The organism is Nitratireductor kimnyeongensis (genome assembly GCF_019891395.1).
In the GTDB taxonomy this organism is placed as follows: Bacteria; Pseudomonadota; Alphaproteobacteria; order Rhizobiales; family Rhizobiaceae; genus Nitratireductor; species Nitratireductor kimnyeongensis.
Genome location: NZ_CP078143.1, coordinates 702,472 through 727,000 on the forward strand (window position 1 = coordinate 702,472; position 24,529 = coordinate 727,000).

At 58.9% G+C, this 24,529-nt stretch carries 23 protein-coding genes; 5 read left to right on the top strand and 18 right to left on the bottom strand.

The features are described from left to right. Positions 1 to 85: 85 nt before the first annotated feature. From KW403_RS03295 to KW403_RS03330, 8 genes are all read right to left on the bottom strand, one after another. Complete coding sequence (locus KW403_RS03295; RefSeq protein WP_223021335.1) at positions 86 to 994, bottom strand: LysR family transcriptional regulator; 909 nt, start codon at positions 992 to 994, stop codon at positions 86 to 88. Then, complete coding sequence (locus tag KW403_RS03300) at positions 994 to 2,133, bottom strand: M20 aminoacylase family protein (RefSeq protein ID WP_223021336.1); 1,140 nt, start codon at positions 2,131 to 2,133, stop codon at positions 994 to 996. The genes KW403_RS03295 and KW403_RS03300 overlap by 1 nt, the downstream gene beginning before the upstream one ends. Positions 2,134 to 2,318: 185 nt before the next feature. Next, positions 2,319 to 2,957: a 2-dehydro-3-deoxy-6-phosphogalactonate aldolase gene (locus tag KW403_RS03305; protein WP_223021337.1), complete on the bottom strand. Its 639-nt coding sequence runs from the start codon at positions 2,955 to 2,957 to the stop codon at positions 2,319 to 2,321. A gap of 2 nt (positions 2,958 to 2,959) precedes the next feature. After that, a complete protein-coding gene (locus KW403_RS03310) occupies positions 2,960 to 3,880 on the bottom strand; it encodes a 2-dehydro-3-deoxygalactonokinase (protein WP_223021338.1) in 921 nt (306 codons plus the stop codon). Between the two features lie 10 nt (positions 3,881 to 3,890). Continuing rightward, the gene (locus KW403_RS03315) at positions 3,891 to 4,679 is read right to left on the bottom strand and encodes an SDR family oxidoreductase (protein WP_223021339.1); all 789 of its coding nucleotides are present in this window, start codon (positions 4,677 to 4,679) and stop codon (positions 3,891 to 3,893) included. A gap of 83 nt (positions 4,680 to 4,762) precedes the next feature. Beyond that, a complete protein-coding gene (araH, locus tag KW403_RS03320; RefSeq protein ID WP_223021340.1) occupies positions 4,763 to 5,713 on the bottom strand; it encodes an L-arabinose ABC transporter permease AraH in 951 nt (316 codons plus the stop codon). Positions 5,714 to 5,724: 11 nt separating this feature from the next. Then, on the bottom strand, positions 5,725 to 7,236 hold the full coding sequence (gene araG / locus KW403_RS03325) for an L-arabinose ABC transporter ATP-binding protein AraG (RefSeq protein ID WP_223021341.1): 1,512 nt from the start codon (positions 7,234 to 7,236) through the stop codon (positions 5,725 to 5,727). Between the two features lie 101 nt (positions 7,237 to 7,337). Then, positions 7,338 to 8,321 carry an arabinose ABC transporter substrate-binding protein gene (locus KW403_RS03330; protein WP_223021342.1) on the bottom strand — a complete coding sequence of 328 codons (984 nt, stop codon included), beginning with the start codon at positions 8,319 to 8,321 and terminating at the stop codon, positions 7,338 to 7,340. 218 nt (positions 8,322 to 8,539) lie between these two features. Between KW403_RS03330 and KW403_RS03335 the strand changes: the two genes are divergently transcribed. Further along, the gene (locus KW403_RS03335) at positions 8,540 to 9,262 is read left to right on the top strand and encodes a FadR/GntR family transcriptional regulator (RefSeq protein WP_223022427.1); all 723 of its coding nucleotides are present in this window, start codon (positions 8,540 to 8,542) and stop codon (positions 9,260 to 9,262) included. Between the two features lie 19 nt (positions 9,263 to 9,281). After that, positions 9,282 to 10,430, top strand: coding sequence for a galactonate dehydratase (gene dgoD / locus KW403_RS03340; protein WP_223021343.1), 1,149 nt, complete (start codon positions 9,282 to 9,284; stop codon positions 10,428 to 10,430). A 36-nt stretch (positions 10,431 to 10,466) separates the two neighbouring features. On the opposite strand, the gene KW403_RS03345 is transcribed toward dgoD, so the two are convergent. From KW403_RS03345 to KW403_RS03360, 4 genes are all read right to left on the bottom strand, one after another. Then, positions 10,467 to 11,219 carry an amino acid ABC transporter ATP-binding protein gene (locus KW403_RS03345; protein WP_223022428.1) on the bottom strand — a complete coding sequence of 251 codons (753 nt, stop codon included), beginning with the start codon at positions 11,217 to 11,219 and terminating at the stop codon, positions 10,467 to 10,469. A 50-nt stretch (positions 11,220 to 11,269) separates the two neighbouring features. Beyond that, positions 11,270 to 12,220 (bottom strand): amino acid ABC transporter permease, encoded by a 951-nt coding sequence (locus tag KW403_RS03350; protein ID WP_223021344.1) that lies wholly within the window; start codon positions 12,218 to 12,220, stop codon positions 11,270 to 11,272. A gap of 38 nt (positions 12,221 to 12,258) precedes the next feature. After that, complete coding sequence (locus KW403_RS03355; RefSeq protein ID WP_223021345.1) at positions 12,259 to 13,119, bottom strand: ABC transporter substrate-binding protein; 861 nt, start codon at positions 13,117 to 13,119, stop codon at positions 12,259 to 12,261. 110 nt (positions 13,120 to 13,229) lie between these two features. Next, complete coding sequence (locus KW403_RS03360) at positions 13,230 to 14,246, bottom strand: isopenicillin N synthase family dioxygenase (RefSeq protein WP_223021346.1); 1,017 nt, start codon at positions 14,244 to 14,246, stop codon at positions 13,230 to 13,232. Between the two features lie 98 nt (positions 14,247 to 14,344). Here KW403_RS03360 and KW403_RS03365 point away from each other — a divergent pair, with 98 nt between their 5' ends. Both KW403_RS03365 and KW403_RS03370 read left to right on the top strand, forming a co-directional pair. After that, positions 14,345 to 15,289: a nucleoside hydrolase gene (locus tag KW403_RS03365; RefSeq protein ID WP_223021347.1), complete on the top strand. Its 945-nt coding sequence runs from the start codon at positions 14,345 to 14,347 to the stop codon at positions 15,287 to 15,289. A 112-nt stretch (positions 15,290 to 15,401) separates the two neighbouring features. Further along, on the top strand, positions 15,402 to 16,052 hold the full coding sequence (locus KW403_RS03370) for a TetR/AcrR family transcriptional regulator (protein WP_223021348.1): 651 nt from the start codon (positions 15,402 to 15,404) through the stop codon (positions 16,050 to 16,052). Positions 16,053 to 16,070: 18 nt separating this feature from the next. Here KW403_RS03370 and KW403_RS03375 read toward each other — a convergent pair whose 3' ends face one another. The 4 genes from KW403_RS03375 to KW403_RS03390 are packed head-to-tail and all read right to left on the bottom strand — an operon-like array spanning position 16,071 to position 19,630. Continuing rightward, positions 16,071 to 16,814 carry a copper homeostasis protein CutC gene (locus tag KW403_RS03375; protein ID WP_223021349.1) on the bottom strand — a complete coding sequence of 248 codons (744 nt, stop codon included), beginning with the start codon at positions 16,812 to 16,814 and terminating at the stop codon, positions 16,071 to 16,073. After that, positions 16,798 to 17,700, bottom strand: a complete 903-nt coding sequence (locus KW403_RS03380; RefSeq protein WP_223021350.1) for an ROK family protein — start codon at positions 17,698 to 17,700, stop codon at positions 16,798 to 16,800. Before KW403_RS03380 ends, KW403_RS03375 begins: the two co-directional genes overlap by 17 nt. Positions 17,701 to 17,750: 50 nt before the next feature. Further along, the gene (locus KW403_RS03385; RefSeq protein WP_223021351.1) at positions 17,751 to 19,082 is read right to left on the bottom strand and encodes a GAF domain-containing protein; all 1,332 of its coding nucleotides are present in this window, start codon (positions 19,080 to 19,082) and stop codon (positions 17,751 to 17,753) included. After that, entirely contained in the window at positions 19,079 to 19,630 is a 552-nt protein-coding gene (locus tag KW403_RS03390; protein ID WP_223021352.1) for a hypothetical protein, read from the bottom strand. The genes KW403_RS03385 and KW403_RS03390 overlap by 4 nt, the downstream gene beginning before the upstream one ends. 390 nt (positions 19,631 to 20,020) lie before the next feature. Between KW403_RS03390 and KW403_RS03395 the strand changes: the two genes are divergently transcribed. Then, a complete protein-coding gene (locus KW403_RS03395) occupies positions 20,021 to 21,421 on the top strand; it encodes an FAD-binding oxidoreductase (protein ID WP_223021353.1) in 1,401 nt (466 codons plus the stop codon). Between the two features lie 67 nt (positions 21,422 to 21,488). Here KW403_RS03395 and KW403_RS03400 read toward each other — a convergent pair whose 3' ends face one another. Then, a complete protein-coding gene (locus KW403_RS03400) occupies positions 21,489 to 22,667 on the bottom strand; it encodes an OpgC family protein (protein WP_223021354.1) in 1,179 nt (392 codons plus the stop codon). Positions 22,668 to 22,676: 9 nt separating this feature from the next. Next, the gene (gene mdoH, locus KW403_RS03405) at positions 22,677 to 24,494 is read right to left on the bottom strand and encodes a glucans biosynthesis glucosyltransferase MdoH (protein ID WP_378596816.1); all 1,818 of its coding nucleotides are present in this window, start codon (positions 24,492 to 24,494) and stop codon (positions 22,677 to 22,679) included. Positions 24,495 to 24,529: the final 35 nt, after the last annotated feature.

Genomic DNA, 24,529 nt, shown 5'->3' on the forward strand with positions numbered 1-24,529 from the left:
GTTCATGACACTGCGGTGACAGAGTGTTGTTGAGTAGACGCCGATTCAGGGACGTTGCGTTGCCATTTTGGCAACACAAGATGCATTATTCACGGAATGCCGACATGTTTGCGGCGAGATATTCCACCGTCGTCGAAGCTGACTGCGGCAAGCGACGGCGGGCCCGCACCATAAGGTGCGCACTGACATGCCGCAGGCTTTCCTCATCAAGTTCGACAATCGCAACCTCACCCCGCTCTGCCTGTATCGAAACGGAGAAGCGCGGAAGGAAGCTTCCGCCCATGCCCGCTCCCACATACCGGATCAGTGCGGCGATGGAAGAAGTCTCCACCTGCGGACGCAGCGCAAACCCGAGATCGCCGGCAGCGCGCGCGACCAGTACCCTGATGCCGTGACGGGCATCAAGAATGGCAAAGGGATGATCCAGCATTTCAGCAAGCCGAACGGACCGGCGTTCAGCGAGCGGGGATTGAACCGGGACCACACCGCAGAGCGGTTGCCTTGCAAGCGCAACGGCGCGTGTCGCCTCCATAGGGACAGGATTGTAGGCGATGCCCAGATCCGCGTCCCCTTCAACCACCTGGCGCTGGATTTCCTCCGTTCCGGCAATATTGATTCGAAACCTCAGGTGAGGATGTTTCTCCGCGAGCGGTGCAAGGCCGTTCTGCATCAGATCTGCGGCAAACCCTTCGCCGACCGCGATACGCACCACCTGCCCGCCCGAAGCTCTGAACTTGCCGAGCTGATCGAGCAGAAACGTCTCTTCATCCTGCCGGACAAGCGCATGTTCACGCACCAGCCGCCCTGCATCCGTGAGCACGATGCCCTGTGCGCTGCGTTCCACGAGACCAACACCCAGCCGCGCTTCCACTTCAGCCAGCTTGCGGCTGATCGCCGAGGGCGCAACATTCAGCCGTTCGGCGGCACGACGGATCGATCCCTCACGGGCAACGACCAGAAACGCCCTCAAAAAGCGGCTGTCCAGAGCGTCCATCAGCCTGAAAGAGCCTGCCGCGTCAATCGCACCCAGTATTCGGCGCCCGTTGGCAGCACTTCGTCATTGAAATCAAACCGAGGAGAATGAAGTCCCGGGTTTTCACCCTGGCGCGCCGCGCCCAGCCAGATATACGCTCCGGGTTTTTCGTTCAGCATGAAAGCGAAATCTTCCGACGCCATGCTTGGTCCGGCCTCTCCCGCATCGAGCCCCATCGCCTCCCCCACACGCCTGGCAAGTCCTGCCTCGGCTGCACTGTTGACGGCCGCAGGATAGCGTCGCTGATAATCGATGTTCGCCCGGCAACCATGTGCCGCGGCAATGCCCTGGGCCACTTCTGCCAGCCTCGTTTCGATTTCGTCTCCTGCCTCGGATTGGAACCAGCGGGTCGTTCCACACACGACCGCACGGTCGGGGCAGACATTGAATGCAGAGCCGGTGTGAATCTGTGTCACTGAAACGACGCCCGGCACGAGCGGAGACAACCGGCGCGCCGGCAATTCCTGCAGCGCTGTGGCGATACGCGATGCTGCGGCCACCACGCCATCGCTCTGCTCAGGCATCGCGCCGTGTCCGCCACGTCCCTCAATGGTGATCTCGAAAATCGCGAAGGCTGCCATCATTTCTCCGTCGCGGGCGACAAGCCGCCCTGGTGCGAGACCTGGCCAATTGTGAATCCCGAAAACGCTGTCGCATGGATGCTGGCGAAAAAGTCCCTCTTCAATCATCACGCGCGCGCCACCATCGTTCTCTTCCGCTGGCTGGAAAATCAGGGTCACGTTTCCGCCGGTCACACCTTCAGACGCCATCTGACGCGCAGCCAGAAGCAACATCGCCGTATGTCCGTCATGCCCGCAGGCGTGCATCTTGCCAGGGTAGCTCGACGCGTACTCCAGTCCCGTCGTTTCCTCGATGGGCAGCGCATCGATATCCGCCCGCAGACCAATCGAGGGGCCCCCGTCACCCAACCGCGCGACCACGCCGGTCTTCGCAAGCCCGGTTTGAACCTGCCAGCCCCAGCCCTCCAGGAGACCGGCGATGAACTTCGAAGTACGCTCTTCCTGAAATCCAAGTTCGGGATGACGATGCAGGTTGCGACGCCACGCAATGGCCTCGTCAATGTGAGCGCTTTCGAACATTTTCCACCCTTTCCGGATTGTCTTTTGAACGCGGCCGATGGGCGCGCGCACGACAGCACGTGAAAGAGACGCCCGCAATTGTCAAGAACAGGCGCTCATCACCCATTCGTCGGAAAAGGCCCCGTGCGCGCCTCCAGAATTGCCACGACGGCTATCCGACCACTCGCGATGCCTTGGTGGAAATTTCAACCAGTCAAAGCGCGGTCATAGGCCTCTACGGTTTTGCGTGCCCTCGCTCTCACTATATCAACGGCGTCACCCGGTCGATAAAGCCCCGTTCCCAGACCGAATGCGCGCACGCCGATCCCGAAATAATCGGCCAGCGTGGCATCGGAGACACCGCCCACGGCACACACCACAGCACTCTTCGGTAAAATTGCCTTGATAGCGGCAATGCCGGATACGCCAAGCGCGGATGCCGGGAAAAACTTAAGCGCCGAAGCCCCGCATTTGTGCGCCAGAAGGGCTTCGCTGGGCGTGAAAACACCGGGCATGGAGATCATGCCGAGCGACACGCTGTGCCGGATCACCTCCGGGTCCGTATTCGGGCTGACGACCAGCCGGCCGCCGATATCATGCAATCGCGCGACGTCCTCAACGGTGAGCACCGTACCGGCACCGACAAGCGCCCGGTCTTCCGCTATTGCTAGGGCTGTTTCAATGGACTGGAACGGTTCCGGCGAATTCAGCGGCACCTCGATGGAGGTGATGCCTTCATCGATGAGCATCTCGGTCATGGCCGCAACTTCCGAAGGACGAATGCCACGCAGGATCGCCACCAGGGCCCGCTTCTCCCCCGGCCAATTCCCATCTCGCTCTGGCATGTCTATTCGCTCCAAATTCGTTTCGCTGACCTGAAAAGTCCTGCCCGTGAGGCTTCTCCCGCATCTTTTGAGACAACCTGGAAGCCCTGTTTTTCCATGGCGGTCGCGTACAACGTCTTGATCGGATCTGATGCGATCAGCGTAACCCGATCATCCATACCGAAAAGCTCTCGCGCGGCAGAGACCTCGCCGCCGATCAAAAGACCGGAAAGGTGTGCGGCACCATCGCCGCGGGATTCCAGCCCAAGCAATTGTGCAGCACGGACACCGAAGAACCCGGAAAGGACAGCGTGCGCCTGTCCTTCGGTGCGTTCCAGCGCGGACTGGAATGCTGCGGCATCTGACGAGACAACGGCTTTCTCCTCGATCGCGTGCTGCAGAATTCCATGCTTCGTCAGCAACGAAAAAAGCTCTCCGGTCATGAACGTGCTGAAACGCGTAACCACACCGTTCTCAATCTCGACCCATTTGCTATGCGTCCCCGGCATGCAAACCAACGCATTGCCGCTCTCGCTCACAGCACCCAGCAATTGTGTTTCCTCGCCGCGCATGACGTTCGGTGCCTGCGGGTCGTTCAGCGAAATCCCGGGCAGGATACGAACATCATTCTTGGCATCGGCAACTCGTACAGACTGTGTCGGCAAAGCCTCGAGGCTCGCGGGAACCTCCACATAAGGTGCCTCCAGCCACCCCTGCCTGGCACCCGCCATCCCGCAGATCATGACAGGCGTTTCAGCAGGTGCTTCCACCTTTGCCAGATGCGCTTCAAGAACCGGCGCAAAGCCCGTATTCGCGCAATGCATCATGCCCTCTTCGCTCCTGCTGGATGCGACGACGGCACCCTCGGCATCCAGAAGCCAAAGGCGAAAACTGCTCGTGCCCCAGTCAACGGCAGCGCAGAACGGACGGGAAAGGTCGGTCATGAAAGTGAACTCAGGCCGGATGCTGCAAAACGCTCAGACCACCATCAATAACGAGGCATGCGGCATTCATGAAGGGACATTCGTCGGAAATCATGAAAACCGACGCCATGGCGATCTCGTCGGGCGTTGCAATGCGACCGCCCGGATGCAGGGCCATGGTCTCTGCCCGCGCAGAATCCGGATCGGGGAAACTGTTCCAGTAGTCAACGTTTTTCTGCGTTTCGACATAACCCGGCGCGATGGCATTCACCCGCACCCCCCTGCCCGCATATTCCAGCGCCAGCGCCTTCGTCATGCCCAGAAGCGCGTGCTTGGCCACCGGATACGGGAAGGTGTGCGGAATGATCGTGAAGCTGTGGGTCGAGGCGATGTTGAGGATCGCGCCGCCGCCCGCTGCAATCATGCCGGGCAAAAGCGAGCGGCAGCAATGCCATGCTCCCTTCAGATTGATGTCGAAACAGCGCGCCCATTCTTCATCGTCGGTCTCGAGCGGTTCATGGAAGACGTTGACACCGGCATTGTTGATAAGCGCATTCGGAATACCGATTGTCTGCACGGCCATATCCGCCGCGGCCTTGATCGCAGAGGCGTCCGAGATATCGGCGACAGCATGGGCCAGCCGACCGTCAGCCTGATCGAGTTCGACGACTGTCTGCTCGAGAAGTGCTTCATCCCTGTCCACCAGGAACAAAGAAGCCCCTTCCCGCAGGCAGGCTTCGGCTATCGCCCGCCCTATGCCCTGAGCGGCACCTGTCAGAAAAATGCGCTTGCCGCTCAACCGTCCCTGTCCAGATGTCATGCGATCTCTCCCGATATCCAAGGCGCTACCAAACGTTCGCTAAAAGGATGGCAAATCCAATATCTACAACACGCCATCCTGCATCAACGACGCCCGATTGCGCTTGACCGCATATTGTCGAGCAGCACGGCAAGCAGGAGGATGAACCCACGGACCACATATTGATAGAAAGCCTGAATATTCAGAAGGTTCATGACGTTCTCGGCAATGCCCATGATCATCACACCGACAATCACTCCGGTCATTGTTGCACGCCCGCCCGCCAGAGACACACCGCCAAGAACACAGGCGGAAATGACGGAGAGCTCAAGCCCCGTGGCCGCATTCGGCTGTCCGGATGTAATGCGGGAGGCAAGCAAAATGCCGGCGACCGCACAGATGAAGCCCTGTAGCGTGAAAATCCAGATCCGCATCCAGTCTACATTGACGCCCGCAAGCCGCGAAGCTTCCGGATTGCCGCCCATGGCGAGCGTGTTCTTGCCGAAGACCGTGCGGTTCAGGACAAATCCGAAAATGACGAAGAGAGCAGCCAGCACCCAGATCGGGGTCGGAACGCCCAGGAACTTGGAGAGGGCAAGCTGGTAGAACGTGGGATCGTCGATACCGACAGCCCGCCCGTCCGACGAGATGAGCGCCAGCCCGCGCACGATCTGCATGGTCGCCAGCGTGGTAATCAGCGCATTGATGCGGAACTTGGCGATGACCACACCATTGAAAAGGCCGACCAGCGCTCCCGCAGCCAGCGCGGTCAGGATTCCGAGAAAGATGGATCCGGTGGCGTTCGACGCCATCACCGCAACCATGCCACAGAATGCGACATTGGAGCCGACGGAGAGATCGAAGTCCCGTGCTGCCAGGCAAAACATCATCGTGCAGGCAATCACACCAACGGTGACCACAGACTGCAAGAGACCGAGCATGTTGCGTTCGGTCAGGAAGTTGGGGACCGTCAGCGACACGAGCGCGAAGGCGAGAATGAAGATTACAAGCAGTCCCTGGTCGCCCAGGATGAGCTTTTTGATGGAAGTGGTCATCGTGAAGCCTCTTAACCGACCGATGCGGCGCTTGCCTCGTCCGGCAGCGCCGCGGCGAGGATGGATTGTTCGTTGAAATCAGCTCTTTTGATCTCCGCGCTGATGCGCCCTTCGCACATCACGAGGATGCGGTCGCAAATGCCCATCACTTCGGGCAATTCGCTGGAAACAACGACAATGGCCATTCCCTCCTCCGCGAGCTGATAGAGAATGTCGTAGATTTCGGATTTGGCGCCCACATCGATACCGCGCGTCGGTTCGTCGACGAGAAGAACCCGTACACCTTTTTCCGACAGCCAACGGCAGAGAATGACCTTTTGCTGATTTCCACCGGAGAGGTTGATGATGTCCTGCTTGCGCGAGGGTGTGCGCACCCTCAGTTTCTTCAGAAAGGTCTCGGCGACCTGCCCCTCCTGGCGCAGATCAAGCACACCAAACCGTGTCAGATGACGGCGCGAAGAGATAAGGATGTTCTCTTCAAGCGAACGGCCCTGGATGATGCCGTCGAACTTGCGATCCTCGGAGCACAGAACGACTCCCTTGCGGATCGCCTCCGCCGGCTGACCGGACGCAATCTCCACACCACCGACACGCACATGGCCGCCACCACGCGGATCGGCACCGCTGATCAAGCGCAAGAGCTCCGAGCGCCCCGCGCCAATGAGGCCAAAGAACCCGAGTATTTCCCCTTTTCGCGCCTGAAAGGAGGCTGGAACGGGCAGCTTCTCGCCATGAACTCCATCCACCTCCAGCTCGACCGCTCCGACGGCACGGGCACGCCATCCCCAGATGTCGCTGATTTCGCGTCCAACCATTTCGGAGACGATTTGCTCGCGCGTCACCCCTTCGATCGTTTCGTGATGGGCAGCAAGTTTGCCGTCGCGCAAGACTGTGAGACTGTCGCAGAGGCGGAAGACTTCGTCCAACCGATGGGAAATGTAGAGAATGACGCGGCCATCCTCCCTCAGCCTGTCGATTAGGGTGAAAAGAATTTCGCTCTCACGAGAGGATAATGAAGAGGTCGGTTCATCCAGCGCGATGACACGCGCATCGAGCATGACGGCTTTGGCAATTTCAACCATCTGACGTTCGCCGATCGAAAGTTCTGCGACCTTGCGCGTCGGGTCGACCGCAATACCTGCAAGCTCCAGTTTGCTGCGAACATCCTCATACATGGCACTGAAGCCAATGACGCCACCGGATGCAGGAAACCGACCAAGGCAGAGATTTTCAGCAACTGTGAGCCCGGGAACGAGCTGCAATTCCTGATGGATGACCACGACGCCAGCATCGAAGGCATCACGGGTGGACTGATAGTTCTGTGGTTCGCCGTCTATGCGCACAGTGCCTTCATCGGCAGCTGCGTCGCCGGAAAGAATGCGGATCAGCGTGGATTTCCCCGCGCCGTTCTCGCCCATCAGACCATGAACCGCGCCTTTGCGAACGCCAAAAGAAACATCGGAAAGCGCTTTGACGCCGGGATAACTCTTCGAGATGCCGGAGAATTCGAGATAGGCAGACATGAAGCTGGCTTCCTCCAAAGCGTAGCCAGTGTCGAAACCCGCCGAAGAAGCGGGAGGAGAGCAGCCGGCAGATTGCACGCCGGCTGCATGGAAACCGCCGGCTATTCGATGCCGAGTTCCTTGCGGACATCCTGATAGTTGTCGCGCAGCGCCAAGGCACCGGACGTCAGGATCAGCTTCTCCGGCTCCTTGCCGTCGACGATCCACTCATACATGTTGAGTGCGGTTTCATAGCCATGGCGTTTCGGCGAGATGATCACGGTTCCGAAGAAACCCGTTGGCTCTGGCTTCTTGAATTCGTTGATCGCCGAATCTGCACCGCCAATGCCTACACCGATCATGCCATCGGCACCGATCCCCACACCTTCCGCAGCGCGCACCGCGCCAAGGACTGCTTCATCATTGAGGCCGAAAGCGACCCAATGCTTGATGCCGGCATTCTTGTTCAGAACCACGGTCGCGGCATTGAGAGCAGCCTCGGTGTCTGTACGTGCCTGCGGCGCGTCGAAGATATTGGCTTCCGGAAAGCCAGCCTCTTTGAGCTTTGCGATCGCACCTTCGACCCGATCGACTGCAGTCGGAAGCTGATCGTAGGAGACGCGGATTGCACCAACCTCGCTCATATCCCAACCGCGGTCCTTGATCTCCGCAACGATGGCTTCACCAGCCGTCTCACCGATCTTCACTGCCGAGATGCCCATATGCGGCACATCGTCAAGGGGCTCGCCATCGGATCCGACCAGCCTGTCATCTACGGTCATCAGCTTGAGGCCATTGGCGGCGGCCTTGGCGACAATGCCCGGTCCGAGCTTCACATCGGGCGTGCAGATCACGAAGCCCTGGACGCCCTGGACACCGAGATTATCGATGGCGGACATGACTTTCTCGCCGTCTTCCGCACCGATTTTGACCAGCGTGAAGCCTTTTTCAGAAGCGGCAATATCAGCAAACTTCCATTCATCCTGAAACCACGGCTCTTCCGGCTGCTTGACCAGAAAACCGATCTTCACTTCGTCGGCCAACACCGACCCGGCCATAAGCGTGCCGGCAATAGCAGCCATTGCTGCGGCTTTCAAAATACGCATGAGAACCTCCCTGTTGCTCTGCGACGCCCTCCTGAGAGCGGATGAAAATTACGTCTAATTATCATATTAGTCAATTGCATTTGTATGATAAATAATGCTATTGATTTGACAACGAATAAAAGACGGCCATGACTGCCGACAAGAAACCCCTTCGAGGCTTTTCGAAAAGCCGGGGGGCAAGAGAATGTGGAGGCAACAGGAAAGTGACCGTTTCAGCCATGGATGCTCCGGCGGGCAAGTCGATCCGTCCGCGGGTTCGCCTGTCAGTGGCACAGTCTCTCGCCGAGGGCATTTTGTCGGGAAAATTCGCGGAAGGCTCGAACCTGCCGCGTGAAAACGATCTTTGCGAAGAATACGGCGTCAGCCGCACGGTCGTCCGCGAGGCGCTGAAAATCCTTCAGGCCAAAGGTTTGGTTGTGAGCCGTCCGCGCATCGGAACCATCGTGTGTCCCCAGGATGAATGGAATATTCTGGACAACCAAGTCCTTGAATGGATTGGCCCCAATCTCGACAGGATGGGGCTGGTGGATTGCATTCTGGAGGCGCGCGGCGCGATTGAGCCAATGGCAGCGGAGCTGGCCGCGCGACGGGCCACGATGCAGGAAATCGCCGATATCGAAGCAGCCTGGCAGGCCATGGCGAAGGCCGGCAACGATGTCGAAGCCTTTATCGCCGCGGACACCGTGTTCCATGAGCTCCTTCTAAAGGCCAGTCACAACAGAATTTTTCAGCAGTTCGGCGCTCTTATGGATCCTGCTCTGAACTTCATGCTGTCCACCTCGGCTCGTTCGGCCGAAAACCTTGAAGAATCGATCGATCAACACGGGGCGCTGGTCGAAGCACTGCGATTGCGCGACAGCGAAGGCGCACGCAAGCTAGCGCTCGCCCTTATTGCCAAGGCCAAGCACGATGTGAGTGCCGCCCGATCCGTCAAATCATAACGAAAAAAGACACGTTTTCATGAAGATCACCAAGCTCACCACGTTCCTTGTTCCGCCGCGTTGGCTCTTTCTCAAGATCGAAACCGATGAAGGGATTTCCGGCTGGGGCGAACCCGTTCTGGAAGGTCACGCGGCAACGCTCGCAGCCAAGATCGAGGAGTTCTCCGACTTTCTCATCGGCGCCGATCCCATGCGGATCGAAGACATCTGGCACATGCTCTACCGGAACGGATGCTATCGCGGTGGGCCGGTGCTGATGAGCGCCTTGTCAGGCATCGACATGGCGCTCTGGGACATAAAGGGGCAATATTACAACGCTCCCGTCCACGACCTCCTGGGCGGTGCCGTCCGCGACAAGATCCGAAGCTATTGCTGGATCGGCGGCGACCGCCCTTCGGATCTCATTGCCGGCGCAAAAGACCTGATGAAACGTGGATTCAACGCCTGCAAATTCAACGCCTGCGCGGAAATGCAGATCATCGACAGCTACAAGAAGCTCGATGGCGTCGTCCAGCAATTGTCGGATCTACGCTCCGCCGTCGGGACCGAGATGGATCTCGCTTTTGATTTCCACGGCCGCGTTCACGCGCCAGTATCGAAGCAGTTGTTGAAGGAAATCGAGCATCTCAGACCGATATTTATCGAAGACGCGGTCGACTCTGCTCATATCGGCACGCTGGCCGATCTCTCCCGACAAACCTCGATCCCTCTGTGCATCGGCGAGCGGCTGCATTCGCGCTTCGATTTCAAGCCGGTGTTCGAACAAAGGGCAGCAAGCGTAATCAACCCGGACACCGCGCATGTCGGCGGCATCTCCGAAATGCTGCGCATTGCACACTGGGCCGAAGCCTATGATGTCGCCCTTGCACCGCATTGCCCGCTGGGACCGATCGCGCTGGCCGCCTGTTTGCAGGTGGATGCCGTCTGTCACAACGCCTTCATCCAGGAACAGAGTCTCGGCATCCACTACAATGCCACGCAGGACATGGCCGACTATCTCGAGCCGGGTCACGGCTTTGAACTGGAAAACGGGTTCCTGAAGATCCCCAAAGGGCCGGGCCTTGGCATTCGGGTGAATGAGGAGTTTGTGCGAAAGCAGGCAGAGGTCGGGCATCGCTGGCGCGCGCCGGTGTGGCGGCACGAGGATGGATCAATCGCCGAATGGTAACCGGCCGCTCCTGAAACAGACTCGGTAACGGCGTCTCTAAAGAACCTTCGAGAGAAACTCCCGGGTCCGCGGTGACTGCGGGTCGGCGATCATCTCGCGCGGGTTGCCCTGCTCCACGATCACGCCGCCATCCATGAAAATGAGCTGGTCGCCGATTTCGCGGGCAAAGCCGATCTCATGCGTGACCACGACCATGGTCATGCCGGCTTCGGCGAGGTCGCGCATCACCTGAAGCACCTCGCCTACAAGCTCGGGATCAAGAGCGGATGTGGGTTCGTCAAACAACAGCACCTTGGGCTTCATCGCCATGGCACGAGCGATGGCCACGCGCTGTTGCTGCCCGCCCGACAGTTCCCGCGGATACCGGTCGACCTTGTCCGACAGCCCTACGCGGGCAAGCAGTTCCATAGCCTCGGCTTTCGCCTGGTCGACAGGCAAACGACGCACATGGATGGGCGCTTCAACGAGGTTCTCCATCACCGTCATGTGAGAGAACAGGTTGAAAGACTGGAACAGCATGCCGATCTCGGCACGCCGCTGGCAAAGTTCGTCATCCTTCACCTCGTGCAGACGGTCACCGCGCAGGTCGTATCCCACGAAGGCGCCATCGACGAGAAGGATCCCACCGGTGAGCTTTTCCAGATGGTTGATGCAGCGCAAGAACGTGCTTTTTCCGGAACCCGAGGGCCCGATGATGCAGGCAACCGAGCCAACCGGAACATCGATGTCCACGCCCTTGAGCACTTCAAGCGGGCCGTAGGATTTGCGCACGCCACGGGCGAACACCATGGAGTTCTCCGGCACACCAAAGCGCGCGCGATTTTCGCCTGGCGTGTTGCTCATGCTGACAGCTCCCTGCTACGCGATCCAAATGCGTTGCGCAGAACGCGAAGGGCCCAGGAATCCGCCCGGGTCTCGCTGCGTCCAAAATGACGTTCCAGAAAATGCTGTCCCACCGACATGATGGAGACGACTGCCAGATACCAAAACGCGACCACGATAAGCAGCGGGATGGTCTCGAAGGTGCGCGCGTAGATCGACTGCGCCGAATAGAAAAGATCATCGACCGCGATGAAGGTCACGAGCGAAGTCATCTTGAGAAGGTTGATCGCCTCATTGCCAGTGGGCGGCACAACGAAGCGCATGGCCTGCGGCAGGACGATACGCTTCAGGATGTTGCGATAGGGCATACCAAGGGCGCTTGCAGCTTCCGACTGCCCGGAAGGCACCGACTTGATGCCGGCGCGGATGATCTCGGCCATGTACCCGGCCTCACAAAGCGACAGGGCCACAACGGCGGAGAAGAACGGCGTCATGAAATCATTTGTACGGATCGAGAATACCTCGCCGACAAATGGCAGCGTCAGCGAAAATTCGCGCACCAGGAGGGCGAGATTAAACCAGAAAATGAGCTGGATCAGCGCCGGGACACCGCGAAAGAACCAGACATATGCCCCTGCGAAACCACGCAGGACGGGGCTCGGAGAAACCCGCATGACAGCCACCACCGTGCCGATGATGATGGCCAGCGCCATGATCACCACAGTCAGGATCAGCGTGTTCAGCAGACCCCGCATGATGGAGGGATGGAAGAGGTAGCCCGCAGCCGTCTCCCACCCAAAGGCGGGATTAACGGCGAATGCACGCAGAATGAAAAACGAGAGCACCAGCGTCAGAGCCGTTCCGATCCAGATGCCATAGCTGCGCCGCGGCACAACGACGAGACGGTCGACATCCGCGACCAGGGAGGATGGCTGGGGGCGAGCTTCGCTCGCGTCGACCTTGCTCATCGTTTCTCCAAATTCACTGCAATGACGTTGTGGGCCGATTACTCGGCCCGCAGCGCTTCCATGTCACCGACGAAGTAGGGTTCCTTGATTGCATAGGCACCCATTCCGAATTTTTCGAGGATCGACTGGTAGGTGCCGTTCTCGAACAATTCGGAAAGGGCCGAAACCATCATGTCGGCGGTAGGCTTGTCATCCTTGGCGATGGCAAGACCAAGCGGCGCAACGTCATAGAGCGTTGGCAGCACAACCAACTGGCCCTTGCTTGTCACCTCGAAATAGCTGGAAGCGGTGGCATCGTCCATCCGTGCATCAACGCGGTCGGCAAGCACCGCCTGAATGATGTCGGTTGAGGAATTGAACACCGATTTGTCGATCGGCTCCAGCCCCTTCTCGGTACATTCCGCAGTCAGCTTGTCGACCAGAAAGTCGGAGGCGCTGCCAGCCGAAACGCCTACGCGCTTGCCACAGAGCGGCTGCTCTCCGGTGAATTCATCCTGCTTTTCCGGTGATGTGGAAGCGGCGATGCCAGCTTTGATGAACATCACGAAATCGACCTGTTTCAAACGATCCGGATTGGCCGAAAAGGTTTCCCAGGCAATCTTGAAGCGGCCGGCAGCAAGCCCCGGGATCATCGAGGGGAACGGGGTGCGCTGGACGTCAAGCTCGGCATCCACAAGCTTGGCGACTTCGCCTGCGAGTTCAATGATGATGCCGGTCGGCTTGCCGTCAGCATCGAGATATTCGAACGGCGCGAAGTCGATCGTGTTTGCGACCGTCAGCTTGCCCGACTCTTCGACCTCAGGCGATTTCGTGACATCCGCGGCCATCGCCGAAGAGCTCCAGCCACCGATCATCGCGGCAAGGCCGAGCCCCGTCCATCGCGCCAAACATGTGTTCATACCCGTTCTCCTCTGGATTCATTCTTATATGCCGAAGCCCGGCTGCATAACCCTTTGCAAAACGGCCCCGGGTTCCCGCGGGATCATCAAGGCCGCATCCACCCCGCCTATCAGCCAGCGGCGCTTTCCTGCGCGGCCTTCTTTTTGCGGTAATGGTAGTTCTTGTCGATCCGCTCCATCAGGTAATCGCCATAAAGCACCGGCTCGTACTTTGGTTTCGCATCGTCCACAACACAGGCAGGCAACGCTTCAATCTGCGCTTCCATCGACGGATCGAAGAAGAATGGCTGTGAATAGCGCTCGCGGCCCGAACGGTTGATCACGCGATGCGGCGTGGAGACAAAAACATCATTCGACCAGCGGGCGAGAATGTCGCCGACATTCATGACAAAGGAGTTGGGGATCGGTGGCGCCGGTACCCAATCGCCAGCCTTGTTCTTCACTTCGAGACCGCCCACGTCATCCTGAGCGAGCAGCGTGATGAACCCGTAATCGGTGTGTGGGGCAGAACCGAAAAGGCCCTCTTCCGCCTTCTGTGTCGGGTAGTGAAGAAGCCTCAGAAATGTCGTCGGGTCTTCAAAATGCGCGTTCAGTTCGTCTGGCGAAAGCCCCAGCGAAATGGAGATGGCGGCGACCATCTTGCGTGCCAGCGTGCTCATCTGGTCCACATAGCGCTCGATGGTTTCACGGAACTCCGGCAACAGCGCAGCGTCCGGCCACTGGTTCGGGCCCTGCAGCGGCTTCTCGGCCAGCGCCCGCGGGTCATCTGCCTCCACTTCGTGCATGAAGAAGATCGATTCGCTCTGATTGGGCTTGCTGACGGTGGCCACGGACGACGTAACGATCGTGGAACCGGCAAACGGCAGGTAACCTCGGAAGTTCTTGTCGATCCGCAGCTTCAGCTTCTCATCTTCCGGAAGAGCGAAGAACTGCTTGCTGGCCTCACGGACGGCTTCAATGTCGGATTGGGGAATCTGATGGCCGACGATATAGAGAAATCCAATATTCTCAAGATAACCGCGAAGCGTTGAAGCAACCGCGCGCACCGCCTCCTCATCACAGCCATACAGACCAGAAACGTCGAGAACAGGAATTTCGGAAAACTCGCCGCGTGCACTCATTGACATGACCACCGTCCCAGCTTGAACATACCATACAGTACTGTATTTATGCATATCAGATTGTGGTCGGCAATAGCCGAAGCAGACGGAATTGGACAACCAGCATGGCGCCACGGAAAATCATCATCGATACAGACCCGGGACAGGACGATGCATTTGCGATCCTGTTCGCTCTGGGCTCGCCTCAGGAGCTTGAAGTGGTCGGCATCACAACTGTTGGCGGCAATGTCCCCCTTTCGCTCACCACCAGGAACGCGCTCAAGGTGGTGGAGTTGGCGGGGCGTCCCGATGTCCCGGTCTTCGCCGGTTGCCCGGCCCCCATGGTGAAAAAGCTGATGACGGCGGAATATGTGCATGGCGAGACCGGCCTGGACGGCGCCGAACTGCCCGAACCTGTCACCACGGCGGGAAGCGAACATGCGGTCAACTGGCTCGCGCGCACCATCATGGAGGCTGCAGAAGGCGAGATCACCGTCTGCACGCTTGGACCGATGACCAACCTCGCCATGGCCATGACCATGGAGCCGCGCATCATTCCGCGCATTCGCGAGGTGGTGTTGATGGGAGGTGGTTTTTTCGAAGGCGGCAATGCCACTCCGACCGCCGAGTTCAACATTTTCGTGGATCCACATGCGGCCCACAAAGTCTTCCATTCGGGCGTGCCGGTCACCATGGCGCCGATTGACTGCACCTACACCGCGCAGATGACACCGGAATGGCTCCAGACACTCCGCGCGACGGGTAGCCGCGCGGCCCTCGAAGCTGCCAACATGGCTGATTTTTACTGCCAGTATGGCGACCACAAATTTCCCACCAAGGCGCGTCCGATTCACGATGCCTGCGTCACCGGCTATTTGCTTTCCCCAGAGATTTACGAACAGCGGCGTTGTTACGTGACCGTCGACATTTCATCATCCGAGACGATAGGCATGACCGTCGTCGACTGGTGGCACGTCACCGGGAAAGAGAAGAATGTCAATGTATTGCGGCGAATAGAACCGGCTCCGTTCTTTGAACTGATGCTCGAGCGCATCAGCGCTCTCCCATAAGGCATGGGATGACCGCGCGCTCAACTTCTGCTAGCGGAAGCCGGGTCGCTATGGTCCATACTTGGGTTCTGCCGGACCCGGAGCCGGCAACCCATCCGAAGTGGAGACAGCGTTGGCACGAAAGACAAATGCAAAACCCGCCTCGGACCGAAAGCCCTCCCCACGCCAGACGCTGAGCCGGGAGGCGTGGGTCAAGGCTGCGCGCAAGGTTTTGGAAAAGCGCGGCATTGCCGAAGTCAAGATCGACCGGCTCGCGCGCCACTTCAAGGTCACGCGCGGAAGCTTCTATTTTCACTTTTCCAGCCTGAAGGATCTCCACGACGAGCTCTTGAACGAATGGCGCCGCGCCAATTGCGCCCCGTTCGAGGCCAAACGCCATGTCACGGACATTGACGGCCTGCAATTCTTCACGCAGATCGTCCATATCTGGGTGGACGAAAAGCCATTCAGCCCGTTGCTGGACCTTGCCGTGCGCGACTGGTCGCGCACCTCAAGGTCGCTGGGACGCGAAGTGGCGGAGATGGACGACCTGCGCATCACGCTGCTGCAGCGCGCTTTTCGCGCCATGGGATATGGACCAGAAGAAAGCCTCGTGCGGGCCCGCCTCACCTATTTCCACCAGATCGGCCAGTATGCGCTTTCCTTCAAGGAAGACCCCGAACAGCGCAAACGCCATGGCCCGATCTATGGCAAGGTTCTATTGGCACCACTCGTTCAGGAGCCTAATCTGCCAAAGGATTGGCAGGACACGGACGGCAATTAGTTCGACCACCACGAGGCCTTATTTTCTCGACCGTTCGGCGAGTTCAAGATCTTTCAGAACGCCTTTCATATCGCGAATTCTCTGCGCGGACGTTTGCCGCTCCGCTTTCGAGGAAAAACCGAAGCCGGAGATCTTGTGATCGAGCTCGACCGGCACGCTGCAGGACGCATGGAACGAGCGAAGGTGAGTCGAGCGGGCAATCTCGCCCAGATTTTCCGCCGTTAGACCTGAACCTGCCATGATCTCGATGCGATCGCCTGCGTGGACCCGCATGGCAGCGAGCGCATTCTGCCCCTCCCGAACAGTCGGAGCCCCGCCGGATGTCAAAATTCTTTCAAAACCGAACGCAACAGCAAGATTAATCGCCTCCAGCCGATCCTCCACCGTGTCGATGACACGGTGCAACGTGCGCCCCATGCCGACACTTGCTTCGCTCAATATTTCAAGAGCCTTCTCGTCGAGCACACCCTCGACGGTCGCCGCTCCAAGCACAACGCCTGCAAGCCCAGCCTCCCGAGCGGCCAAGATATCATCGTGCATAAGAGCGACCTCCCGCATGTTGAAGCAGAAATCGCCCTGGCGTGGCCGGATCATCGCGTAGGCAGGCACACCGCATTTGGCTGCCGCCCGCATCAAGCCATGAGAGGGTGTGAGCCCGCCAAGCGGCAGCGCCGAGCACAGTTCGATACGGTCGGCCCCACCCTCGACACACGCTTCCACTCCATCGACTGTGTCAACACAGACCTCAAGAGTTGCCTGCATGGTAAGCCTCCCTTGCAAAGATCGCAGCACCAATCAGCGCGCTCTCGACGCCTCCCCGTACCGGGATAAGCAACCGCTCACTTCGCTCTATGAGGCAGCGCTGACGCACCTCCAAGTCGAGCGCTTCCATGAGCGGCCCATCCTGTGCCAAACCGCCACTGACCGGCACGATGGAAGGGTCGACCATGTTCACCGTGTTGGCCAGTGCCCCGCCAACAATGTCCAAAAACACGTCAACCGTGCGTGTCGCCTGCTCTCCTCCACCATGCCATTGGGCCAGAATCTCGAAACTGTCGATCTCGAGGCCATGAAGGTGCTCATGCAGCCGCTCGATGCCGCGCGCAGCACCCAGCGTATCGACACATCCCCTCTGCCCGCACCCGCATTCGATGGCAGGCAGAGGCGTTCCGGTGCGCATCGCACTTGCCGGCCCATGCCCCCACTCTCCAGCATTGCCCGTGGCACCGCTCATCACTTTCCCGTCGATGACAACCGCACCGCCGATTCCGGTTCCAATTATCACCGCCAGAACATGCCGATGCCCGACACCGACCCCCGCCTTGGCCTCGGCGAACGCGAATGCATTTGCATCGTTCATGACAAAAACCGGACGACCGAGCCCTTCACCGAGGTCCCTGGCGATATTCCGGCCCGTAATGCAGGGAATATTGGCACTGCGCGCCAAGCCAGTATGCGGATTGATCACCGCGGCGATCGAGATGCCGACGGGGGTCCTGCCCTCTCCCGCCATCGCCTTCACTGTTTCAAGAAACGCTGCATAATCGTCAGCTGGTGTAATTTGCCTGCGTCGAATGACAGGCATTTCGTCATCGCCCATATCGGCAACAACGGTCTTGGATCCGCCGATGTCAAAACAGCAAAGCATTTCAGCCCTTTCGTGTTGGCCGAATTTTGGTGGAGCAGGTCAGTTCCTTCTCAGGTCTCCTCCAGAGAAAGTTTGCCCTCCACCAGAAACCGAAAGCGTCCACGACCACATTTATCGATGACGATACCTACCTCGCGCTCGCTCAATCGTCGTTGAAGCAACAAGAGCCGCGCCTCCAGATTGTCGATGTAGTCCGGCAATCTCAGCGCTGGATCGAGACGGAGTTCCCTATTGGTGAACGCGACACGCCCACTCTGCGCATGTTCCCGTGCAAGCTTCCAGAAGATCGCACCCGCCACGCCACGAATAATGTAGACGTCGTCGACAAAAATGGAATTGTCGACCCTGTAATGCCTCAACCGAATGGCCTTGCCAGCGGCACCAGTTCCGGGAAGAACTGAATGAGCGCGCTCGGCAGTCTCTTCTTTCTGCAATAGGGCAACACGCGCAGACACAAGTTCCGCAATCAGGGTCAACGCATCCTCTTCATCATAGCCAAACTGGTTGGGCTCTGTGCTCTCTGCAAACAGCACACCCATCGTCTGGTCTTCACACAAGATGGGAACTGCGATCTGACTCTGAGGTGCCTCGAGGCCCGGGAAAGCGATGGCATTGGCACAAGTCCACTCCAGTCCGGCTGCCCTCGCACTGTCGAGGACGGCGGCGCGATAGGTATATTGCGACGTCATGTGGCCAATGCGTATCGGAACGCGCTGAGCGGCTGCCACCCCGATCACCCCGTCCCCGAGGCCAATTTCGGAACCGATGCCGGAGAAGGGGTAACCGCGCGAACTCACCGTGTATAGCCGGCTGGAAACTTGGTCGAGCATCAACACCATGGCGTGCTCGATCCCGAAATGCTGCTGCAGACAGGCAAGCAGCGTATCGAACAGCTCCCCCATATCGGAGGCGCGCAAGAATTGCTCGCTGCTGCGGCGCGCGGCCGCCAGCGCATTGCGTTTCATGGGCCGGGCGATCACCTCGCTCGCGACCGGCTCGATCTCACGCACACGAAAAATGTCGGAGCCGAGCAGGCGGAAAACATCCTGCATACCGCTGTGCGAGGCGATACCTGCAAGCTTGGCACGCATGATCTCAAACAGTGGACCGCTGGTCTGTGTTTCCAGATATTCGAGGGTGAGGCGGTATTGGGCATTCGTGTCCGAATCGACCACCGTTACGGAGGCCAGCCTGGTCGCGAGCAGATTGCGGCGGGTCTTGTTGAAGAACTGATAGGACAGTGCAACGTGGTCAGGATCGACATACTGCACATGCGAGATCAGAGACACGTTGGGGATGCCGTCAACATCAGCCGTGGCTAGGATCGAAGGGACGATGCCTTCAAGCGCATTGCGTATCTCGGGGAGCCAGGTTGTGGTCATTTGCGCAATTCAGCCCCAGCCCCCGGTCCCGGGGTCTGCACAAAAGCGGCGACCGGATAGAAATCGAGCGCCACGAGATCATCCACGTCGACTGCACAATACGCTTCAGTGAACCTGCGGGCATAATCCACATCGCGAAGTTCCTGCTCGAGCCCTGCCAGTTGCTCCACTGCGGCCTGCCTGTCACTCGGGGAACATTCGCCCGTGATGACGTCCACCCCTTTGATCTGGATGGATCGATGGGTATGGGGCTGGCTGAAAGTAACAGCCACCGGTGCACCCTGATCTGCTGCCGCAAGAATCGCTTGATTGCTTCTGCGCAGCAACAGAATGCGCATGCGCCCGCCCTCGAGAACACGGCACGCGCAGCCCTGACCACTCAGTGGAACATTCCCTCTACCGCCGACAGCAATGATCACACTGACACCACTCTCGCAGAACTCCGAAAGTTCTGCCGACAGAATGGTGTCAATGCCGAGATCACCCGTGCAGGCGCTGTGCGCCGCCAACTCGGCTTCAGGAGAATGAGGGCGCTGTGCGCGCGGCATGTCTGGTTTCGCTTTCCCTGAACCGCGTGAGGGATGCAGGCCTATCCCGACGCGCATAAAAGCCATTTAGCATTTTTTTATGATCTCTTGCAGCTAGATTTAGCAGGCACCGCAACCCCCGGTAAACTATTCGACTGGCCATTCGCTACCGCGTTCATCGCAACGGCGGCAGTGATCACCCCGAAGAAGCCGCGAGGATCAAGCGGGAAGACAGGTGCTATAATCTGGCACAGGGAGGCGCCGATCTGGGTACGGGTCTGACCCCTCACCTGGTGGAAGCCCCCAAATGTCGAAGCGCTGGATCCGAGCTGTTGTGCGCGCTGTGGCGGCCAATTGATGGTTCGCCAAGCGCGTGGGGGACAGCGAAACAGTGCAACCAGGATACGCAAGATGAATTATGTTATTCGTCCAGACACGGACCTGTCAGATGCGACAGGGCTGCGCCTGAAACCGCTTCTGACAGAGATCAAGGGCAAGCCCATCAGCCCTTCCGATGCCGAGTACGAGGAGGCTCGGACACTCGCTAACAACAACTGGGATCACCGACCTGCGCTCATCATCCGAGTGGCAGACGCGCGCGATGTCGCACTCACATTGCTCTTTGCGCAGAAAGAAGGCGTCGAAATTGCCGTTCGAAGTGGAGGCCATTCCACATGCGGCCATGGCTCCTGCCCCGGAGGCATCGTAATCGATCTACGCGACCTGAACGCGCTAGAATTCGCGCAGGATCAAAGCTGGGCCTGGGCTGGCGCGGGGCTCACGGCTGGCGAAGTCACGGCCGAGGTCGAACAGCGCAAGCTCATCATCGGTTTTGGCGACGCGGCCACAGTCGGCATTGGTGGGCTCACGCTCGGTGGCGGCATCGGATACATGGTTCGCAAGCACGGTTTGACCATCGATTCCGTTCTGGCCTTCGAGGTGGTTACAGCGGCCGGCGAAGTCCTGATTGCGGACGCCGACAATCATCCAGACCTGTTCTGGGCCCTCAGAGGCGGCGGCGGCAATTTCGGTGTCGTGACACGCTTCAAATACCGGCTAAATCCGCTTCCGGCGTTCACAGGCGGACCGCTTATTCTCCCTGTAACGCCCGAAACACTGACCGGCTTCGTAGCAGCAGCGGAGGCGGCCCCTGATGAACTCTCAACCATCGCGATGGTAATGCCGGCACCTCCCATGCCTTTTTTGCCGCCCGAAATAGTTGGAAAAACGGTTCTCATGGGGATGATGGCGTTCGCGGGACCGACCGATCAGGCCGAGAAGGCGCTTGCTCCCTTCAGAGCGCTGGCGAAACCTATAGCAGACCTTGTGGGGCCGGCCCCCTACAGCTCCATGTACATGCCGGACGACCCGATGCTCCATCAATCGGTTTCCATCCGCACCACCTTCATGGACAAGGTTACAACAGCACAAGCGGAGAATATGCTTGAGCTGATTGAAGACAGCGAAGCCCCTTTGCGCATGATCCAGGTCAGGGTGATGGGTGGGGCGGCGGCCCGCATCGCGCCGGAAGCCACCGCCTTCGCGCATCGGCAAAGAAAGATCATGACGGTGTTTTTGGCTATCGATAGTCCAGAGACACTGGCGCGAAATGAAGAGTGGGTCTCCCGGTGCCTGAAGGAACTGGGCGACAACGCTCTCGGCGCGTATGTGAATTTCCTCGCGGACGAGGGCGCTCAGCGCATTCGCCATGCGTATCCGGAGGCCACCTGGAACCGCCTGCGGCAGATCAAACACCGATATGATCCGGACAATATCTTCCGGCTCAATCAGAACATTCCGCCCGCAGTTTAGAAACAGGACGGATCAAGCACATCCGGCGCCGGGGCACTCCCCCGGCCCGGACTCCACCTGCCTTCAATCAAGCACTCTCGCGCAGACGCTCTTTCTCAGGCGGGCTAGGCATGAATTTGCGCTCGGCTGCTCGCCGCGCTTCCTTTCGTTCCGCCTTCTGCCTGGAAAGGAACAGAGCGACCGCGTATTGCAGGGCAATCCCGACAGCCAGCAAGACTGTGTCGGAAGCGAAATTGGTTTCAAAGCGCAAACGCACGATCTGCAACACAATCGCCAGGACAGATCCTGAGGCGAAAACGGCAAGCCCGTTCCTCCCCATCAGCTCGATAGGGCGAAAAACCGACCATTGAAAGGCCTTGATAACCCAGGCGACGTTGGTCAGGACATAAGCAAGCGCAAGTGCGTGGAGAAGCCGCGGCAGCGCCACGAAGGTCTTGTCAAAACCCGCAATGAAGAATGGCAAGACCTCGCGTCCTGGCAGCGCACCCGCCTTCAGCAACACCCAAACGCAGGAGAATGCCAGAAATGCGGCGCACAACCAGAAAAGCCACGCGCGATACGGTACAAGCTTTCGTCCCTCGAGCATGCAGAGGCCGCCGGCAATTCCAACGGCGTAAATCAGTTGCCAGGCTATCGGATTGAAGAACCACCCCCCCGGATTCGGGTAGTTCGGCAGGTTTAGCCGGAAGGTGCCGGCAAGCAACCAGACAACAACGGCCACTCCGATCAGCGCCAGCGGGCTGCGCAGACCAATCATGATGTATAGCGGCGAGATAAGCAGCAACATGGCGTAGAGCGGCAGGATGTTGAAGTAGCCAAGCTGGTGGCCAAGGAGTGGCACGCCAACCATGGTCTGTAACGGCTTCGTCAGAAGCGGACCGAAATTAATGCGACCAAGCATCTCGAAGACGCCGAAATACAGCGCGCCGCCAGCAACCAGCGCAATGGCCAGAACCGACGATACGATATGCGTGACGTAGAGCAGCCCGGCACGGCGCCAAACCTTCATGCACGTTGCAAAGAATGCTCTTTCGCGAAAGCCGCGCGAATAGGCAAGCCCCACGGCAATACCGGACATGAGTACAAAAGCCTCGGCTGCGTCGGAAAAGCCAAAATTGCGCGATGTTAGCGTCTCGTAGAGATTTCCCGGGACGTGATTGATGAAGATCGTGATCAAAGCGAGACCACGGAACACGTCCAAGCGCTGGTCACGGCCAACGCTTGAGGGGATGAAAGGAGCGTTCATAGGGCAGCCTCACTGCTCCGCGTCAGCGGGCTCAAGCGCCGGTTCTGCCACCGGCGGGTTTGCGGGCGCCGGCTCTGCAGCGCCTCGCCAATACGAAAGGATGGCTTCCTGACGCAGAACCACCGGCGAAGGCTCGCGATCGTCCGATGTCTGAAACAGCCCTGCTTCCCCAGGCTCGATCGCACTCCACGAACTGACATGGATGAGAAACGGGGCACAAACCTGCGGTCCGGCCACCAGAAGGAGCCAACCCACATATTCGGGGGCGAACTGGAAAGCGAGCCCCAGGGTCACGAGACCTGTGGCACTGATCCACCAGCTTGCAGCCCACGCTTCAGGCAGGCTGACGGAGCCGGCTTCCCGATCGGTGGCGGGCCATCCACCATCGAGACCGAGAAACACTTCCACCACCGCACGGCACTGATACATCAACATGATCGGCGCAAGCAGGCTCGTCGATAGTATTTCCGTCAACGTGTTGAGCAAAGCCCGCCCGGTGCCGCCAAACCGCTCATTCACACCGCTCAAAGCGCCACGCAGGACAATGAGAAGTTTCGGTCCAATCAAGAGGCCGAAAACCCCGACCAGCAGGGTAAGCGCGAGTCCCTGTTCAACCCGCGGAAAAACCGGGAACAGTCCCGGTTCAGGAAAATAGTCCGGCACACCCTTCAACACCGGCGCAGCGATTGAGGCCATGATGAAGAGTGCCCAAAGAGGCGATGCTACATAGGCCATGATGTTCTGGACAAAGACGAACCGGCTCCACGGCTTCAGGCCGGGAGCCACCATCACCCGAGCGTGTTGAAGATTGCCCTGGCACCAGCGACGGTCGCGCTTTGCAAAGTCCACCACATTGTCGGGGCCCTCTTCATAGGAACCGGAAAGATCCGGATCGACGCGAACGATCCACCCATTGCGGCTCAGAAGCGCGGCTTCCACATAGTCATGGCTAAGAATGTGCCCGCCGAAAGGCGGGGTTCCGGACAATTCCGGCAGCCCGCAGCTTTGAGCAAACGCGCGCGTACGGATAATGGCATTGTGGCCCCAAAAGGGACCCGCCTCACCCTGCAGGGATGCAAGGCCGCGTGTATAGATCGGAGAATAATAGCTGGTGGAAAATTGCATCGCACGTCCGAAAAAAGATCGTGCGTGAACGATCTTGGGCAGGGTTTGAAGCAACCCCAGCCTGGGTTCGCAATCCATGCGCCGCACCATCTCGGCCATGGTCGAGCCTTCCATCAGACTGTCCGCATCGAGAACGATCATATAGTCGTACAATGCACCGGACGTTCGGATAAAGTCGGCGATATTCCCGGCCTTCTTGCCGGTATTTTTCTCGCGACGGCGGTAATAGATCGCCGTTTGCGCCCCACTCTCCACCTGCAGACGCTGGAACCAGCGCTCCTCCTCAGCCGCAACGCGATCATCGTTTGTGTCCGATAAGATCGCGAAATCAAATCGACCGGCGGCACCCAGCGTGTGGAGGCTGCCGATCATCGCGGCCACATGGGAAAAGGTTTTGACCGGATCCTCGTTGTATACGGGAACCAGAACCGCCGTGCGCGCCTCTGTCGGCGCCAGTTCGAAAGGCTCGTGCTTTTCTGAAAAGGGAGAGGTCAACAGGCCGTTGAATGCGTAAGCCGCGCCCCAGGCCAGCCAGGCTGTGCTGGCGGCTAGAAGAACAATACGGATGGCGTCGATCCATTGAATGCCATCGGCGGAAAAATAGCCGACCGCAAGCGAAGCGACGAGCCCCGCCATAAGCAGGCAGAAAAGGATCGACAAAACGCGTCTTACGCTGACCATCACACTCTCGCGGCGTTCAATGACCGCCCCTTTCGGCAGTCACATACGTACCCGGC